The organism is Kaistia hirudinis, from assembly GCF_014196455.1.
GTDB classification, from domain to species: domain Bacteria; phylum Pseudomonadota; class Alphaproteobacteria; order Rhizobiales; family Kaistiaceae; genus Kaistia; species Kaistia hirudinis.
Map to the genome: position 1 here is coordinate 1,032,158 of NZ_JACIDS010000002.1, position 16,482 is coordinate 1,048,639.

Genomic DNA, 16,482 nt, shown 5'->3' on the forward strand with positions numbered 1-16,482 from the left:
CAGGAGGAAGCGATGGCCACCCGGATTGGCGTCGATATCGGCGGCACCTTCACCGACCTCGTCTACTACGACGACGAGACCGGCGAGACCGTCGAAGGCAAGGTGCCGACCGTGCCGCATGCGCCCGAAGAGGGCGTCGTGGCCGCGGTGAGCGGGCATGTGCCGCGCGCCGTCATCGAGAAGGCCGAATTCTTCCTGCATGGCACGACGGTCGGCCTCAACGCGCTCCTGGAGCGGCGCGGCGCCAAGGTCGGGCTCATCACCACCGCCGGCTTCCGCGACGTGCTGGAGATCCGCCGCGGCGATCGGGCCGAGATGTACAACCTCTTCTGGCGCCAGCCCGAGCCGCTGGTGCCGCGGCATCTGCGTCTCGAAGTGTCCGAGCGGGTCAAGGCGGACGGCAGCGTCTACCGGCCGCTCGACGAGGCCTCGGTCGCCCCGGCGCTCGCCGCGCTCCAGGCCGAGGGCGTCGATTCGATCGCGGTCTGCCTGATCAATGCCTATGCCAATCCGGCGCATGAACTGGCCGTCGAGAAGCTGCTGCGGGCCGGCGGCTTCGCGGGCGGTATCTCGCTCTCGCACAAGATCTCGGGCGAATACCGCGAATATGAGCGCACCTCGACCACGGTGATCGACGCCTTCGTGCGGGCGCGCATGTCCAACTATCTGAAACGCCTGGACGGGCGGCTGCGCGAACTCGGCTTCCGCGGCACCTCGCTGATCACGCGCTCGGGCAGCGGCTCCATGACCTTCGCGGAGGCGGAGGAACGGCCGTTCGAGACGATCATGTCCGGCCCCGTCGCCGGTGCGCAGGGCGCGAGCGAGATCGCGACGCAGCTCGGCATCGAGGGCCTCGTCACCGCCGATGTCGGCGGCACGAGCTTCGATACGGCGCTCATTCTCAATGGCCAGCCGCAGGTGCTCTATGAGGGCGTGATCGACAATATGCCGATCCAGACGCCCTGGGTCGATGTGCGCTCGATCGGTTCGGGCGGGGGCTCGATCGCCCACATCGACGTCGGCGGGTTGATGCGCGTCGGCCCGCGCAGCGCCGGTGCCGCGCCGGGACCGGCCTGCTATGGCAAGGGCGGCACCGAGCCGGCCATGACCGACGCCGCGGCCTTTCTCGGCATGCTCGGGCCGGGCAAGCTCGCCTCGGGCATCAATCTCGATTTCGCCAAGGCGAAGGCCGCCATCGAGCCGGTGGCGGCCGCCATCCGGCAGGATGTCGAGACGACCGCGATCGGCATTCTCCGCATCGCCGCTTCGTCCATGGCGAATGCGATGCGCGAGGTCTCGGTCGAGCAGGGGCTCGATCCGCGCGCCATGGTGCTGTTGCCCTTCGGCGGCGCCGGCCCGCTGATGGCGACGCTGCTCGCCGACGAGCTCAAGATGAACCGCATCGTCGTGCCGCCGCTCGCCGGAAACTTCTCGGCCTGGGGGCTGCTCGGCGCCGACATGGTCCAGTCCTCGGCGCGCACCCGCATCATGGATCTGGGCGACGCCAACCTCGCCGTCGCCAATGGCATCCTCGCCGACCTCTTCGCCGAGGTCGCGGCCCGCGGCGACCATCTGGAGCACGGCACGGTCAGGAGCGCGCGGCTGGATCTGCGCTACAAGGGCCAGGAGCACTGGCTCTCGATCGACACCCCGCTCGCCGGCGATGCGATCGCCTGGACCGCGGACGAGGCCGGCGCCGCCTTCGCGGCCGAATATCTGCGCACCTTCGGCGGCACGATGAGCGAGGTGGTGGAGATCGTCTCGATCCGCGCCACGGTGCGGGCGCCGCTGCCGCGCCGCGAACAGGTGTTCAAGGCCGCCGACGCCGTCGCGGGCGACGAGATCTTCGACGCCTATTCCTTCGAGGAGGGGCGGCGCATGCCGTTCCGCGTCGTGCCGCGCGCGGCGATCACCAAGCCGCTCGTCGGGCCCGCCATCGTCACCGAGAGCACGGCAACGCTCTATCTCGACGCCCATTGGACCGCCGAGACCGGCGCCAAGGGCGAGCTCAACCTGATCCGCGCGGAGGCGAAGTGATGCTCGACCGGACCCCTGTCCTTCACCGTGCCGGCGTCGCGCGTTCGGGCGATGCCGCCAAGGCCGATCCGATCACCACCGAGGTGGTGCGCCACGCGCTCAACTCGGCCGCCAACCAGATGAAGCGCGCGCTGGTGCGCACGGCCTTTTCGCCGGTCATCTATGAGGTGCTCGATTTCGCGGTCGCGATCTACGATCCGCAGATGCGCCTGCTCGCCCAGGCGCCGAGCCTGCCCATGTTCATGGGCACGCTGAATTTCTGCGTCGAGGAGGCGGTGAAGAATGTCGGCGGGGAGGCGAATGTCTTCCCCGGCGACATGATCATGTACAACTGGCCCTATGGCACGGGCTCGCACCCGCAGGACCTCGCCGTGGTCAATCCCGTCTTCCTCGAGGACGGCGAACTGATCGGCTATACGGCGATCAAGGGCCATTGGCTCGATATCGCCGGCAAGGATCCCTACTGCACCGATACGGTCGACGTGTTCCAGGAAGGCACGATCTATCCGGGCGTGAAGATCTACAAGCGCGGCGAGCTGAACGACGACATCTACCGCATGGTCGTCGCCAATAGCCGCGTGCCGAAATTCGTTGCCGGCGATCTCAATGCGCAGGTGGTCGGCTGCCGCGTCGGCGCCACGAGCTTCCAGGAGGTAGTGCGCCGCTTCGGCCGCGAGGCTTTCAGCCATGCCGTCGAAGCGATGTTCGACCACGGCGAGCGCGTCGTGCGGTCCTATTTCGAGGCCATCCCGGACGGGCGCTATGTCGGCCGCGGCGAGATGGATTCGAACGGCATCACCGACGATCCGATCCCGTTCGAGGTCGCGGTCGAGATCGAGGGCTCCAATGTGCGCCTCGATTTCACCCATGTCCCCGAGACGCAGGCCGGTCCCGTCAACTGCCCGGTTCCCTCCACCATCTCGGCAAGCCGCGTCGCGATCAGCATGCTGGCCGGCTATGGCGAGGCGCCGCATGAGGGGCATTTCCGGCCCGTCGAGGTGCTGACCCGCCCGGGAACCATGTTCCATCCGCTGCCGCCGGCGCCGTGCTTCCTCTATGGCTGGCCGGCGCTGCAGGCGATCGAGGTGATCTACAACGCGATCGCCAAGGCGCTGCCGACCGCCGTGCCCGCGCAGAGCGGCGGCTGCATCGCGTCGGTCGTCTATTGGGGGACGCGGCAGGCGACGGGCGAGCCCTGGGCGGACGGCTCGCCGCATCCGACCGGGCAGGGCGCCTGGAACGGCGGCGATGGCGGCACCATGCTGCACATCTCCGAATCCGCGACGCGCTTCTCGCCGATCGAGGTCTGGGAATCGAAGAACCCCTGGATCATGGACAAGATGGCGCTGGCGCAGGATTCCTGCGGCCCCGGCACGTGGCGCGGCGGCCCCGGCATCGACTTCCACTTCCGCATGACCGAGGACACCTACATCACCACGGCGGTGGAGCGGACCAAGAACGCGCCCTGGGGCCTCGTCGGCGGTGGCACGGCGCGGCCGAACGGCGCCGGCGTGCGCTTCCCGAACGGACATTTCGTGTCGATCCCCAAGACGACGCGCTTCCTCGTGCCGAAGGACGCCGTGCTCGAACTGTCGACGGGCGGTGGCGGCGGCTACGGCCCGCCGGCCGAGCGGACCAAGGAGGCCGTCGAGAGCGACCTGAAGGCCGGCTACATCTCGGAAGCGTTCGCCCGCGCGAACTATCCGCACGCCTTCGAATAGTGCAGTGCCGGCGCATCGTCTTGATCGACGCGCCGGCGAACTCCTCGCATTGATGCGAACAGGATCGAGATGCGTCCATGACGACCCACGCCCTCAAGGACGCGATTGCCGCGGCCGTCGATGCCAATTGGCAGAAGCAGATCGACTGGCTCGCCAGCCTCGTCTCCTTCCCGAGTACGCGCGGCAATGAGGGGCCGTGCCAGGACTGGCTCGCCGCCGAATTCGCGGCGCGCGGCGGCGACGTGGACAAATTCACGATTTCCGAGGTGCCCATCGAGGGCAAGCCGGGCGCGTCCGCGATCGTCGATGTCGACTACACCAAGGCCGTCCAGGTGGTTGCAAGCTGGCGCGCCGGCGAGCCCAAGGGTCGCAGCCTGATCCTGCAGGGCCATATCGACGTGGTGCCGGCCGGCCCCGAAGAGCAGTGGTCCCATCCACCCTTCGTCCCGAAGATCGAGGACGGCTTCATGTATGGCCGCGGCGCCAACGACATGAAGGTCGGCGTGGCGACCATGGTCTTCGCGCTGGACGCGTTGCGCGACATGGGCCTCGAGCCCGCGGCCGATCTCTTCGTCGAAACGGTGTGCGAGGAAGAGTGCACCGGCAATGGCGCGCTCGCGACGCTGGAGCGCGGCTATCGCGCCGATGCCTGCCTCATCCCGGAATCGATGGACAACCGTCTGCTGCGCGCCGAACTCGGCTCCGTCTGGTTCCGCGTCCGTATCCTCGGCAAGCCCGTGCATGTCCTGCAGGCGCAGGCCGGCGCGAGCGCGATCCTCGCCGCCTATGACTATATCGGCGACCTGATGCAGCTCACCGCGCGCATCAATGAGCGCGCCAAAACGCATCCCTGGTTCGGCCATATCGAGAACCCGGTCAAATTCTCCTGCGGCAAGATCCGTGGCGGTGATTGGCTCGGCTCGGTGCCGGCCTGGTGCGAGATCGAATGCCGGTTGAGCGTGCTGCCCGGCGATCCGCTGCCCGATGTCCGGCAATGGGTGCTGGATACGGTCGCGGCGACGGCCGAGCGCCTCGGCGCGGACAAGTCACCGGCGGTCACCTGGATCGGCTTCCAGGCCGAGGGCCATGTCTTCCATCCCGGCACGGACGCCGAGGCGGTGCTGGCGCGCGCGCATGAGGCCGTCTTCGGCACGGCGCTCGAGAGCTTCAGCATGACCGCGACCTCGGATACGCGGCAATACGATCTCTATTACGGCATTCCGACGCTCTGTTACGGGCCCTGCGGTTCGGGCAGCCATTCGGCGAGCGAGCGGACGGACCTCGCCAGCATGCGCGAGACGACCAAGGCGATTGCGCTCTTCATCGCGGAGTGGTGCGGCGTGCGGCCGATTTCCGCCTGAAATCCCGCCGCCGCGTTCCCATCTCTGGACGAGGGACGGGTCGCGTCGGCAAATTTCGTGGTTCGCGCGGGATTAGGAACGCGACCGGCTCCGTATAAGGGTCATGGTCGCGCAGAACCGCCGTTTCGACGTCATCGGGCATCTGGCCTCGCTCCGCCGCTATGCGCGCTCCCTGACGCGCAGCGACACGGAGAGCGAGGACCTCGTCCAGGACGCCCTGCTCAGGGCCTATGAGCGCCGCTCGACCTTTCAAGAGGGACGAGGGCTCGGCCCGTGGTTGCTGTCGATCCTTCATAACGCCTTCATCGATCGGGAGCGCGCCCGCCGCGCGGAATCGACCCGCATCGAGCGTGCTGCGGAACTCCAATATCCGCATATCGAGCCGGTGCAGGATCATCACGTGCGCCTCGCACAGGTGCGGCGGGCCTTCATGATGCTGCCGGACGAGCAGCGCGCCGCACTGCATCTCGTCGCCATCGAGGGGCTGACATTCGCCGAGGCGGCGGATGCGCTCGACATCCCGATCGGAACGCTGATGTCGCGCCTCGGGCGGGCGCGCGCCGCGCTCCGGGCGCTGGAAGAAAATGTGCCGAAGCGCGTTGCCGCCGACGCCAAGCCCAGTCTGAAGCTGGTGGGAGGGTCCGATGGAACATCGCCCTGACGCGGTCGCCGAGTTCGATCTCGAAGCCTATGTCGAGGACCAGCTGCCGCCCGCGCGGCGGATCGAGGTCGAGGCCTATCTCTCGGGCAATCCGGAAGCGGCGATGCGCATGATGGCCGATCTGCGCATCCGCGACGAACTGCGCCTGGCGCTCGCCGAGATGCCGCGCATCGTGCGCATCGGCACCGCGGATGCGGCGCGGCGTCTGGAGCGCGGCCTCGCGCGGGACCGCCTGTTCCGCCGTTTCCGCCGCGTCGCGGCCGCCGCCGTTCTGGTCGGTCTCGGCTGGATCGCCCATGCCGGTCTCGGCCCGATCGGCGTCGCCGCCTCGGCCGCGACGCCGGACTATGTCGCCGACGCGCTGCGGGCGCATCGCACGGCGCTGCTGCGCGCCGGCATGCACTCGCAGACGGCGTCCGCCGCCTTCGACCCCGCGGAGATCCGTGCCGCGACGGCGATCAGCATTCCCACCCTGCCGGAGGACTGGAAGGTCGCCGATGCGCAGATCTTCCCGGCCACCTATGGGCCGAGCGTCGAGATGGCGATCCGCAGCGGCGGCCTCGGCACCGTCTCGCTCTTCGCTGCGCGGCCGGGGCGCTTCGACGTCGTGCCGGCGACGCTGGTCCACGATGGCGATCTCAACGCGGCCTACTGGCAGATGGGCGATGTCGCCTATGCGCTGGTCGCCGCGAGCACGACCGACGATCTCGGCAAGGCCGCGGAACGGCTCGCCGGATCGCTGCACTGAACGAATGAATGCCTTATGAGGGAGAGCAACGGATGAATACCCCGAACACCGGATTTCGCTGGCAGGGTGCCGGCGCGCGCGCGAGCGGCGCCCTCTTCGACGAGGGCCTGCGCAAGCACATGCTGCGCATCTACAATTATATGGGCCTCGGCCTGGTGCTCACCGGCATCGTCGCCTTCCTGGTCGGCACGACGCCGGCGCTCTATGTGCCGATCTTTTCGACCCCGCTGAAATGGGTCGTGATGCTGGCGCCGCTCGCCTTCGTGCTGTTCTTCTCCTTCCGCATCGAGCGCATGTCGGCGTCCGGCGCGCAGATGATGTTCTGGGCGTTCTGCGCCGTGATGGGCCTCTCCATGGCGTCCATCTTCCTGGTCTTCACCGGGACCAGCATCGCCCGCACCTTCTTCATCGCGGCCGCTATGTTCGGCGCCACCAGCCTCTATGGCTATACGACGAAGCGGGATCTCTCGCGCTTCGGCTCGTTCCTGATCATGGGCCTCATCGGCGTGATCATCGCGAGCATCGTCAACATCTTCCTCGGCTCCAGCGCGCTGCAGTTCGCCATCTCGATCATCGGCGTGGTCGTCTTCGTCGGCCTTACCGCCTGGGATACGCAGACGCTCAAGGAGCAGTATGCCGAGCACTTCGACGGCGAAACCCAGCAGAAGCTCGCCGTGATGGGCGCGCTGTCGCTCTATCTGAACTTCATCAACCTGTTCCAGCTGCTGCTGAGCCTCACCGGCCAGAGGCAGGAATAGGACCGGGAAGCGAAAGGAGGTCGCGTCATGGCTTTGGCCAATGAGGACCGTCAGGCGATCGAAGGGCTGTTCGGCCGCCTCGGCGATGTCGAGCGGCAGGCGGGTCCGCGCGATGCGGAGGCCGATGCCCTCATCAGCGAGCGGGTCGCGCGGCAGCCCGGCGCGCCCTATTTCATGGCGCAGACCATCGTCATGCAGGACTACGCGCTGAAGGAGGCCGAGCGCCGCATCGCGGAGCTGGAGCGGCAGGCCTCGAGCCGTCCGGCGGGCGGCCTGTTCTCCGGCCTGTTCGGCGGCGGCCAGCCGCCACGCGCGGCGCCGGCTGAGCAGCCCGGGCCGCCGATGCAGCCGGGCAGGGGCGACGGCTTCCTCGCCGGCGCGGCGCAGACGGCGATGGGCGTCGCCGGTGGCGTGCTGATCGGCAACGCCGTCGCCGGAATGTTCAGCAGCGGCACGGCGGAGGCCGCCGAGCCGGCCGCGCCCGAGCCGCCTGCCGAGGCACCGGCGGCGGAAGAGGGCGGCGGGTTCTTCGACGGCCTCTTCGGCGGCGACGACGAGTTCTGAACTGCACATGTTACCGATCGGTCGGGGCGGATGACATCCGTCCCGGCTTCATGCTACGCACGGTTGGTGCGGGAAGCCGCCCGTCCTGCGGACTGAAGAGAGCGCATGCTTGTTGATGAGTCAGAGAGCCCGGCGGATGCCGCGCCCGCCAGGCCGCGTCGGCTGTCTGAGCTGCTGAGCGATATCGCCGAAGACAAGAGCCGTCACCGGATCTCGATCGCCGATCTGCTCATCGCGATGAAGGACCGCGCGATCGGCGCGCTGCTGCTGATCTTCGCCATCCCCAATGTCCTGCCGACCCCGCCGGGGACCTCGACCGTCCTCGGCGCGCCGCTGATCTTCCTCGCCGCGCAGCTGGCTCTCGGCCGCCGGCCCTGGCTTCCCGGCTTCATCGCCAATCGCTCGATCGCGCGGCGCGATTTCGCGGCGCTGATGCAGCGGGCCGCGCCCTGGCTCGCCCGCGCGGAACGGCTGTTGCGACCCCGCTTCAGCGTGATCAGCCGTCCGCCCTTCGAATATGCGATCGGCACGATCTGCTTTCTGCTCGCGGTCATCCTGTTCCTGCCGATCCCGCTCGGCAACATGCTGCCGGCGCTCGCCATCTGCGTGCTGGCGCTCGGCGTGCTCGAGCGCGACGGCGTGTGGATCGTGGCCGGCCTGATCGTGGCCGCGGCCTCGGTGCTGTTGGTCTATGGCGTCATCTACGCGCTGGTGAAATCGGCGATCTTCATCATCGTCAACGCGTTCGCGTGAACGGCGGCGCCGTCAGTTCGTCGCCTTGCCGCCGAGGACGGCGCCGAGCGTCGCATAGCCATTGGCGTTGAAGTGGATCGCGTCGGCGCGGTAATTGCCGCAGCGCCAGGCCGGCGGGAAGAGCCATCCGACGAGCCGGTCGAAGAAGCCGATATTGCCGGCGAAATCGCAGCTGATCACCGCATCGACATTGACGTATTTGGTGAAGGGCCGCTCGGCGATCGAGCGCTGGATCTCGTCGTTCGCGGCGCGCCGGTCCTCGTCGCGGAAATCGAGATAGTCGCCGCGCGGCGGTATGGCGATGAAGACGATCTCGGCGCTCGGCCAGAGCGCATGCAGCCCGTCGAGCGTCCGCCGCACGCCCTCGGCGATGCCGCAGGGCGGGTCGCCGGCGCCGAGATTATTGGTGCCGAGCGTCATGATGACGTAGCGCGGGGCGAGCGCGTTGGGCTGGTATTGCTGCAGCCGCCAGAGCGCGTTCTGCGTCGCGTCGCCGCCAATGCCGAGATTGACCACCTTGAAGCGGTCGAACGGCGCCATGCCGGCGGGCCAGCCCTCCACCAGGCTGTCGCCGAACAGCACGATCTCCGCGTCGCTCTGGTCGAGCCGCGTCATCTTGTCGAGATGGGCTTCGAGCTTCGCGACATACTGCATGGGCACGGGCGTGGTCGCGACCGCGATCGCCGCCGGCGGGCAGGCGTTTTCCGCGCGTGCCGATCCGCCCGCAACCATCATCGCGGCGGCCAGCAGCAGCGCCGGGGCGATGGTCCGGCACAGGGAGCGGACGGCACGGCCGATCCTCGATATCAACGGCAGCTCTCCGTCACCAGCGCCGGTCAGGATGCGGTGCGCAGCCAGGCCAGCGTCCGTTTCACGCCCTCGTCGAATGCGACCGGCGGCGTGCCCGTCAGCGCGATGGTCGGCGCGAGATCCACCCGGCTCGACGTCGACATGCGGAAGGCGCGCCCCGAATCGATCGGCGAGCGGACGCCCGCCGCCTTGGCGATGTCGCCGGCCTTGCCGAGCAGCTTCAGCAGCCAGACCGGAATGCGCCGCGCCCGCTTGCCGGTCAGCCCGACCGAGAACGCATCGGCCCACATGTCGTAGTCGATCGATTCGTCGCCGACATAATAGACGTGCCGCTTCGCCTGCGCGGCGTCCATGGTGGCGAAGGCCATCATCTGGTCGGCGACATTGGTGACATAGCCGAAGGCGCGGGAGATCGGCGTGCGGTCGACGGGGTGCAGATAGCGGCCCGAGCGCATGTGGCGGAAGATCTCGCGCGCGAAGGTCGGGTGGTGCGGCCCCCAGATGATCACCGGGCGCAGGATGAACCAGGGCATCGAAAGGTTGGCGTTCCAGACCAGCTTCTCCGTCTCTGCCTTCGCCTCGCCATAGACGGTGTAGGGATCGAGGAAGCGCTCGTCGCGCGGCTCGACGCCCGGCTTGACCACGAACTGGGTCGAGACGTGCACGAAGCGCTTCAGCTGCGGCAGCTGCGCGGCGGCCGCCAGCACATTGGCCGTGCCGCCGATCGTCGTGCGGAATTCCGCGAGGTTCTGAATGGTGATGTCGATGTCGCTGGCGAGATGCAGCAGCCGGTCCGGCGTAAACGCCGTGATCGCGCCCATGACGGCATCGCGGTCACGCACGTCGATCTGGCGCCAGAAGGGCGCCTGCGCCGTGTCGCGCGGCGGGTTGATGTCGAGATTGAGGACCTCGTCGCCGCGGGCGAGCGCGATGGCGACGACCTCCGAACCGATGAAGCCCGATCCGCCCGTAATGAGGATCTTCTCGCCCATGGCCCGGCCGTTCCTTCTGTCCGTCGATTGTTGAGATCAGAGCTCGAACGGAGCCCGCTTGCGGATCGCGCGCGCCGGATTGCCGACATAGACGGTCCAGGGCTCGAGATCCTTGAACGCCACCGCCCGCCCGCCGAGCACCGCGCCCTCATGCACCGTCACGCCCGGACCGACGAAACAGTCGGAGGCGAGCCAGGCATAGCGGCAGATCCGGATCGGCTTGGTGTAGAGTTGGAAGCTCGGATCGTCGATGTCGTGCGTGCCCGTCACCAGATGGACGTATTGCGCGACATTGGCGTAATCCTCGAGGATCACCTTGCCCTGGCTGTAGCAGTTCACCTTCCAGCCGAGGACGGAGTAGTCGCCCATTTCGAGGTTCGGCGGATACCAGATCCGCGCGCTGCCATAGATGCGCGTGCGCTTGCCGATCTTGGCGCCGAAGAGGCGCAGCAGGAAGGCGCGCCAGCCATGCAGCGGCGGCGGCGTCCAGGAAGCGAGCAGCAGCCAGACGACGTTCCAGACCGCGCGGAACAGCCGATGCTTGAGCGAGAAATACGCCCCGCCCTTGACCGCGCTGCTGGCCCGCGCGTCGAGCACGCCTTCGGCCCGGACAGGTTCGTTCGGATCCGTCATCTGGCCCCCGCCGCGATGGCGTCGTTGAGAGTGTCAATGAGATCGCGCGCGGCAGCGACGGTCCCGAAATGGCGCTCATAGCCGAGGCGGGCCTTCGCACCCATCGCCCGCCGCGCATCGGGCGTCAGCGCGAGGAAGGTCGCGAGCAACGCTCTCGTCCCGGCGACGGTATCGTCCTCCACCAGGCCGCCGCCGCTCGCTTCGATCTCGCGCCAGATATTGACCTTGTCGGAGATCAGCACCGGCGTGCCGCAGGCCATGGCCTCCGCGACGACGATGCCGAAATTCTCCTGATGCGACGGCAGCACGAAAGCCTCGGCGCCGCGGAACGCACCCCATTTGGCGTCGCCGGCCAGCATGCCGGGGAAATGAACTCGTCCGGTGAGGCCGCGTTCGGCGGCCAGCGCCTGAAGCTTCGCCTGCCAGCCGACCTGATCCGGCCCGGCGATGACCAGATCGAGATCGGGGGCGGACGAGGCGACCGACGCGAAGGCCTCGATGAGCAGGTCACAGCCCTTCTTCGGATGGATGCGGCTGAGGAACAGCAGGAAGCGGCGGCCATCGAGCTGCGGCAGGGCCGCGCGGAAGGCCGCGTGCTGCGCTGCCGGGCGATCGGGCGCATCCGCCGAGCCGAAGGCGACCACGCGCTCGCGATAGCCATTGTGCCGGAACGCCAGCCGCGCGAGGCGCCGCTCCTCCTCGCAGGTGAACAGCACGAAGGCGGCGTCGCGCAGGACCGGGCCCTGAATGGTCATCCAGAAAGCCTGCTTGGCGAGGTTCTTGACCGGGAAGGCCTTGTTGAACCAGGGGTCCATCATGCCGTGCGAGAACACGACATAGGGCAGCCCGATCTCGCGCAGCGTGCCATGGCCGCCATAGGCGGCGAAGGTCCACAGGCCATGCACGACGGCGACGTCATATTCGCGGCCATGCGCCTTGAGCCAGCGCGCGAACTCCGGGACGAGGCGTCCGCGCAGCATGCCCGGGCCGTTCGCATGCGTCTTGACCGGAAAGCGCGCGACGTGCTCGGCGCCGGGATGATCATGGCTCAAAGCTTCGACGACATGTCCTGCCGGACCGAGCTCCTCGGCCGCAATGCGGAGCGCCTCCACCGGCCCGCCATGGCGGGGGTCGACCGAAGGAATGAGGTTCAGGATCTTCATCGGCTCATGATCGGACAGAGTACGGTTACCGGCACGCGCCGGTCTCAGTCGTACTGGATGCTCCGCTCGAGGGCCGCGACCGAGCCATCCTTATGCGCATGGGGATGGTGGTGCTGGGGTTCTGCGGCCGGGTAGTAGAAGCGCTCGCGCAGCGCGCTGTCGATCGGCGCGCTGTCGGCGTGGCCCCGCCACGTGCCGTAGAACTGGTTGAAGCGGAACAGCAGGATCGACGCCCATTCCTGCTTCAGCTGACGCCTGGCGCGCGCACTGCGCAGGTCCGCGGCGACATTGCTCGTCGTCAGGCGCAGGAAATCGAGGAAGCCGACGCGAATGCTCGGCTCGATCCGCTTCAGCGCGATCGCCTCGCGCCGGTAGCGGTTGCGCACCCGGCCCCAGCTCTCATCATGCACATGGGCGATCACGGCATCGGCGACATAGGCGATCTGGCCGCCCTGCTGCTGGGCGAGCTTCGCCCAGGCGAGATCCTCGAGGCCCGTCAGCGTCTCGTCATAGCGCCGGTTCTCCCAGGAAGAGCGGCGGATCGCGCAATTGGCGTTGTTGCAGAAATAGCCGGCCTGGCGCGGCACCGAGCGCGCCGGGAACCAGGATTCGAACACCTGGTGCTCGGAGAACTTGGTGACGTCATTGCCGACCTGCCGGCCATAGACGAGCTCGACCCCGTCGCGGGCGAACGGGGCGACCATGTGCTCCAGCCAGTCGGTGCGGAGCGGATAGACATGGGCGCTGGCGAACAGGAGGATTTCGCCCTTGGCCGCGGCGCAGCCGATATTGAGCGCGCGGCCGAAGGAGAATTCGGACTTCTCGATATGCACGATGCGCGCGCCATGCGCCTCGGCGATCGCGACCGTCTCGTCGGTGGAGCCGGAATCGACCAGGATCACCTCGTGATCGCTGAAGCCCTGCGAGGCGATGCCGCGCATCAGCTTGCCGATATGTTCGGCCTCGTTGTAGCTGCGGATGACGATCGATACGTGCGGCATTGTCGTACCCTGAATGTCAAAGCGCCGTCCGCCGGCACGGCGCCGGTCGGATATGGTCTTCGGTCGGACGATCCTGGCAGCTCATCGGTTCAGGCCTTCCTTACATCCGCAAGAATGGCCTCGAATTTCTGCGTGATCGGCCCGATGTCGAACGTCTTGAGCGCATAGTTGCGGCCGTTCCGGCCCATGCGCACGCGGATGTCCTGATCGGCGAGGAGCGGCTTCACGGCCTTGACCAGCGAGGCGCCGCTGCCCGGATTGACGACGACGCCGGCCTGTTCGCGCTCGATGATGCGCCGGGCGAGGTTCTTCTCCGGGATCGCCGCGGCGATCGGCTTGCCGGCGCAGAGATAGCCGAGCACCTTGGAGGGAACGGAGAAGATGCCCGCATCTTCCTCGATCATGGCGATGAAGACGTCGGCGGCGGAGAACATCTCGGAGAGACGCTCGGCCGGGACCCAGGGATGCACGGAAAGGTTCGCGACGCCGAGCTCGGCTGCCTGGCTGGCGAGGGCGCTCGCGGCGCCGCCTTCCGAAAACACATAGACATGGCCATCGACGGCGCGGGCGACGTCGATCAGCAGTTGCGGGTTGTGCTTGTAGCCGAGCGTGCCGGAATAGACGATCCGCAGGCCCGGATGGGGCATGTTCTCGCGCGACCAGTCATTGTCGCGCGCGACCGGCACGATCTCGTCCAGCGGCGCCCAGTTCTCGACGACGGAGACGCGCGACGTCTCGATGCCGTTCTCGACCAGGATCGGGACGAAATCCTCGGTGATCGGGATGATGTGGTCCGACCGCTCGAGGATGCCGTATTCCATCTTGTGATAGTGGCGGCCGATGAGCTTGCCGATCGGGCCGAGCTTCTGGCTCACGACGCGCTCGATGGCGACGCTGTTGATGTCCTGCAGCCAGCACACGAATTTCGCGCCGCTCGCCTTGGCCTGGCGCTGGATGATGCGCTGGCTGTCGAGCGAGGCGCTGGTCGAAATCACGACGTCCGGCTTTTCCTCGGCCACGATCTCGGCGACCCGCTGGCCGGTCTCGATCTCCTGCGCGCGGCGGCGGAACAGGCTGTCCTTGGCGAAGGGCTTTTCGAGGCGCACCGGGCGGATGCGGAACGTGGCCGGATCGTCGTCGCGGCGGACCAGATTGCCCTTGGGCGTCTGGAAGCTCGCCGAAAACACGTGACACACCTCGTGTCCTTCCCGAGCCAGGGCGCGCGAGAGCTGCGCGGGGAAGAGGTGACCGGAATAGTCGTGCACGATGATGCGCAAGAAGAAGTCCTCGGCAGATCTATGAGCCGGCGCCGCGGGCGGAGCCGGCTCCTCGTTCTGTCGCCAGCCGCCTCGCGGGGGCCGGCGGCGATGGCTCAGGCGGCCTCTTCGACGGCGAAGACCTCGAGGGTCTTGCCGTAGAGCGAGGTGAGCGGGATCTGGCGCCGATCCTCGCCCTTCTGCTTCTTGAAGCCGGTGTCGACGTGGTAGCCGATCGACTGGTGGATGCCGTTCTCGATCGAGACGAGCACCACGTCATTGGAGAGGTCGACGGTCTGGTTGCCGACGGTCGCCGTGGTGAACGCTTCGCGCTCACCGAAATAGCAGATCTTGCAGAACAGGCTGTCGCCGCGATCCTCGACCTCGAACATCGGCGCGCCGGCGCAATAGACCTGGCGCATGCGCTCGGCGCCCTTGGCCGCCGCTTCCGCGTTCGGGAACTCGACGAGGAAGTCGCGCGACATGCGTGGCACCACATGTGCGTCCTCGACGCCGAGCCGCCGCAGCACGCTCTCATGCTGGACGAAGCGATACTGGAACACGCGCTTGGGATTCGGCGTCTGGCTGAGGCCGGTCGTGATCATGAAGCGCGTGTGCGGCAGGCGCTGCAGCTCCGCGATGATCTGGTCGTAGAGCTTGTAGACAGAGAGGACCGGGTCGACCCCGTCCTTGCCGGCCTTGCTGTACCACTCGGGGTTCGATTCCTGGCCGCTATAGGCCGCGCATTCATACATATGGTGGTGCTGGATATGCGCGCCGGCATTGAGGAAGATCGAGCCGTAGTCCGGTCGCGTCTTCTTCCAGGCTTCGATGAAGATGTCGGCGAGGAGGCGATCCAGGACCATGGCGCGTGCCCACTTGTACTTGGACGCGAGCTTGAAGATCTGCATATATTGCGGGATCGACTGCGGGCGCAGCGTCTTCACGAAGGCAAGCAGGAAGCGCGAGAGGACCGACACCGAGAACTTGGACGAGGAATTGTTGTTCACGATGAAGCGCACCAGCTCGTAGAGCTGCTTGAGCTGGCGGTCGCCGGTCACATCGGTGACCGTCCAGGGATCGGGAACGAAGAAGGCCGCGCTCTCGCAGCGATTGGCCGCGTTCATGGGCGAGATCGCCGCGACGCGCAGCTTGCGCTCTTCCAGCGCTTCCCAGATCTGCGGGTAGTCGGTCTCGACGACGTCGCCGAGGCGGAAGATCTGGTGCTCGGAGTAGCTCTTGCCGCTATAGACGGTCGGCCACTGGATCCACGGCTCCAGATAGGGATAGTGCTTCTCCGAAATCGTTTCGAAGAGCGTGTAGTTTTCGAGCAGCTTCGCGAAGTTGGGAAGCTCGCCCTTCGCGATGTAGAGCTTGATGAAATCGAAATTGACTTCATTGAGCTCCAGCGAAATTACGGACTGGTTTCCAGCGTTCATCGGATGGCCTCGTGTCTTGATCAGATCACTTTATCAATGCGTCAAACGAGATGAGCATTTCGAAACAGTGGCTGGACCTCGATCTTGTGGGGCGATCGGAATCGGGCGGATTTCATTCGTTCATCCCGCCGCGTAAGTCCGGCGCGGCGACCGGGCGCGAGGGGGCGCGTCGGGAACATGGCGGCTCGCGCCTCCGCCATGTCGTGGGGTTGGTGCGCAATCCCGCCGCGGCACCGCCTCGCTGCGAAGCCGGTGGCTCCGTTGGGGCAGGGTGAGCGGGGGATCGCGCCGTTACGCATTATGCAGGACCGGGGCGTTGGCCATGATGAGGAGATCGGCGGCCATCATGTCCTTGACGAGGCCGTCGATGCCGGTCTCGTGCTTCCAGCCGAGCTTGGCGTGCGCCTTGGCCGGGTCGCCGATCAGAAGGTCCACCTCGGTCGGGCGGAAATAGCGCGGGTCGATCTCGACCAGAACCTTGCCCGTCTTCGTGCAGACGCCCTTCTCCTCGACGCCGACGCCCTTCCATTCGAGCGTCGTGCCGACTTCCGCGAACGCCTTCTCGACGAAGGAGCGCACCGTGTG

At 67.2% G+C, this 16,482-nt stretch carries 16 protein-coding genes; 8 read left to right on the forward strand and 8 right to left on the reverse strand.

The genetic code is table 11. The features are described 5' to 3' along the window. Positions 1–12 precede the first annotated feature (12 nt). The 8 genes from GGR25_RS09990 to GGR25_RS10025 all read left to right on the forward strand — a co-directional run bounded on the left by GGR25_RS09990 (position 13) and on the right by GGR25_RS10025 (position 8,603). Complete coding sequence (locus GGR25_RS09990; protein WP_183398572.1) at positions 13–2,037, forward strand: hydantoinase/oxoprolinase family protein; 2,025 nt, start codon at positions 13–15, stop codon at positions 2,035–2,037. Continuing rightward, positions 2,037–3,758, forward strand: coding sequence for a hydantoinase B/oxoprolinase family protein (locus GGR25_RS09995; RefSeq protein WP_183398573.1), 1,722 nt, complete (start codon positions 2,037–2,039; stop codon positions 3,756–3,758). Before GGR25_RS09990 ends, GGR25_RS09995 begins: the two co-directional genes overlap by 1 nt. Before the next feature lie 77 nt (positions 3,759–3,835). Continuing rightward, on the forward strand, positions 3,836–5,119 hold the full coding sequence (locus tag GGR25_RS10000) for an ArgE/DapE family deacylase (protein ID WP_183398574.1): 1,284 nt from the start codon (positions 3,836–3,838) through the stop codon (positions 5,117–5,119). Between the two features lie 103 nt (positions 5,120–5,222). Beyond that, positions 5,223–5,780 carry a sigma-70 family RNA polymerase sigma factor gene (locus GGR25_RS10005; RefSeq protein ID WP_183398575.1) on the forward strand — a complete coding sequence of 186 codons (558 nt, stop codon included), beginning with the start codon at positions 5,223–5,225 and terminating at the stop codon, positions 5,778–5,780. Further along, positions 5,764–6,528, forward strand: a complete 765-nt coding sequence (locus GGR25_RS10010) for an anti-sigma factor family protein (protein WP_183398576.1) — start codon at positions 5,764–5,766, stop codon at positions 6,526–6,528. The genes GGR25_RS10005 and GGR25_RS10010 overlap by 17 nt, the downstream gene beginning before the upstream one ends. A gap of 32 nt (positions 6,529–6,560) precedes the next feature. Continuing rightward, positions 6,561–7,286, forward strand: coding sequence for a Bax inhibitor-1/YccA family protein (locus GGR25_RS10015; RefSeq protein WP_183398577.1), 726 nt, complete (start codon positions 6,561–6,563; stop codon positions 7,284–7,286). Positions 7,287–7,313: 27 nt separating this feature from the next. Beyond that, positions 7,314–7,850: a DUF2076 domain-containing protein gene (locus tag GGR25_RS10020; RefSeq protein ID WP_246409392.1), complete on the forward strand. Its 537-nt coding sequence runs from the start codon at positions 7,314–7,316 to the stop codon at positions 7,848–7,850. Between the two features lie 105 nt (positions 7,851–7,955). Continuing rightward, positions 7,956–8,603: an exopolysaccharide biosynthesis protein gene (locus GGR25_RS10025; RefSeq protein ID WP_183398578.1), complete on the forward strand. Its 648-nt coding sequence runs from the start codon at positions 7,956–7,958 to the stop codon at positions 8,601–8,603. Positions 8,604–8,615: 12 nt separating this feature from the next. Here GGR25_RS10025 and GGR25_RS10030 read toward each other — a convergent pair whose 3' ends face one another. From GGR25_RS10030 to GGR25_RS10065, 8 genes are all read right to left on the reverse strand, one after another. After that, a complete protein-coding gene (locus tag GGR25_RS10030) occupies positions 8,616–9,413 on the reverse strand; it encodes a GDSL-type esterase/lipase family protein (RefSeq protein WP_183398579.1) in 798 nt (265 codons plus the stop codon). Positions 9,414–9,439: 26 nt separating this feature from the next. Further along, positions 9,440–10,405, reverse strand: coding sequence for an NAD-dependent epimerase/dehydratase family protein (locus GGR25_RS10035; RefSeq protein ID WP_183398580.1), 966 nt, complete (start codon positions 10,403–10,405; stop codon positions 9,440–9,442). Positions 10,406–10,441: 36 nt separating this feature from the next. Further along, complete coding sequence (locus tag GGR25_RS10040) at positions 10,442–11,038, reverse strand: LbetaH domain-containing protein (RefSeq protein ID WP_183398581.1); 597 nt, start codon at positions 11,036–11,038, stop codon at positions 10,442–10,444. Further along, complete coding sequence (locus GGR25_RS10045; RefSeq protein ID WP_183398582.1) at positions 11,035–12,201, reverse strand: glycosyltransferase; 1,167 nt, start codon at positions 12,199–12,201, stop codon at positions 11,035–11,037. Before GGR25_RS10045 ends, GGR25_RS10040 begins: the two co-directional genes overlap by 4 nt. Positions 12,202–12,245: 44 nt before the next feature. Beyond that, positions 12,246–13,202 carry a glycosyltransferase family 2 protein gene (locus tag GGR25_RS10050; RefSeq protein ID WP_183398583.1) on the reverse strand — a complete coding sequence of 319 codons (957 nt, stop codon included), beginning with the start codon at positions 13,200–13,202 and terminating at the stop codon, positions 12,246–12,248. Between the two features lie 89 nt (positions 13,203–13,291). Next, positions 13,292–14,479 (reverse strand): glycosyltransferase family 4 protein, encoded by a 1,188-nt coding sequence (locus tag GGR25_RS10055; protein WP_183398584.1) that lies wholly within the window; start codon positions 14,477–14,479, stop codon positions 13,292–13,294. Between the two features lie 95 nt (positions 14,480–14,574). Further along, a complete protein-coding gene (locus tag GGR25_RS10060; protein WP_183398585.1) occupies positions 14,575–15,897 on the reverse strand; it encodes an alkaline phosphatase family protein in 1,323 nt (440 codons plus the stop codon). A gap of 291 nt (positions 15,898–16,188) precedes the next feature. Then, the coding region (locus GGR25_RS10065; RefSeq protein ID WP_183398586.1) for a GDP-mannose 4,6-dehydratase at positions 16,189–16,482 on the reverse strand (294 nt) is incomplete at its 5' end.

What these genes read in the sequence shown, in the direction of transcription:
- GGR25_RS09990 (WP_183398572.1), top strand. Translation starts at nt 13, where the DNA reads ATGGCCACCCGGATTGGCGTCGATATCGGCGGCACCTTCACCGACCTC.
- GGR25_RS09995 (WP_183398573.1), top strand. Translation starts at nt 2,037, where the DNA reads ATGCTCGACCGGACCCCTGTCCTTCACCGTGCCGGCGTCGCGCGTTCG.
- GGR25_RS10000 (WP_183398574.1), top strand. Translation starts at nt 3,836, where the DNA reads ATGACGACCCACGCCCTCAAGGACGCGATTGCCGCGGCCGTCGATGCC.
- GGR25_RS10005 (WP_183398575.1), top strand. Translation starts at nt 5,223, where the DNA reads ATGGTCGCGCAGAACCGCCGTTTCGACGTCATCGGGCATCTGGCCTCG.
- GGR25_RS10010 (WP_183398576.1), top strand. Translation starts at nt 5,764, where the DNA reads ATGGAACATCGCCCTGACGCGGTCGCCGAGTTCGATCTCGAAGCCTAT.
- GGR25_RS10015 (WP_183398577.1), top strand. Translation starts at nt 6,561, where the DNA reads ATGAATACCCCGAACACCGGATTTCGCTGGCAGGGTGCCGGCGCGCGC.
- GGR25_RS10020 (WP_246409392.1), top strand. Translation starts at nt 7,314, where the DNA reads ATGGCTTTGGCCAATGAGGACCGTCAGGCGATCGAAGGGCTGTTCGGC.
- GGR25_RS10025 (WP_183398578.1), top strand. Translation starts at nt 7,956, where the DNA reads ATGCTTGTTGATGAGTCAGAGAGCCCGGCGGATGCCGCGCCCGCCAGG.
- GGR25_RS10035 (WP_183398580.1), bottom strand. Translation starts at nt 10,405, where the DNA reads ATGGGCGAGAAGATCCTCATTACGGGCGGATCGGGCTTCATCGGTTCG.
- GGR25_RS10040 (WP_183398581.1), bottom strand. Translation starts at nt 11,038, where the DNA reads ATGACGGATCCGAACGAACCTGTCCGGGCCGAAGGCGTGCTCGACGCG.
- GGR25_RS10045 (WP_183398582.1), bottom strand. Translation starts at nt 12,201, where the DNA reads ATGAAGATCCTGAACCTCATTCCTTCGGTCGACCCCCGCCATGGCGGG.
- GGR25_RS10050 (WP_183398583.1), bottom strand. Translation starts at nt 13,202, where the DNA reads ATGCCGCACGTATCGATCGTCATCCGCAGCTACAACGAGGCCGAACAT.
- GGR25_RS10060 (WP_183398585.1), bottom strand. Translation starts at nt 15,897, where the DNA reads ATGAACGCTGGAAACCAGTCCGTAATTTCGCTGGAGCTCAATGAAGTC.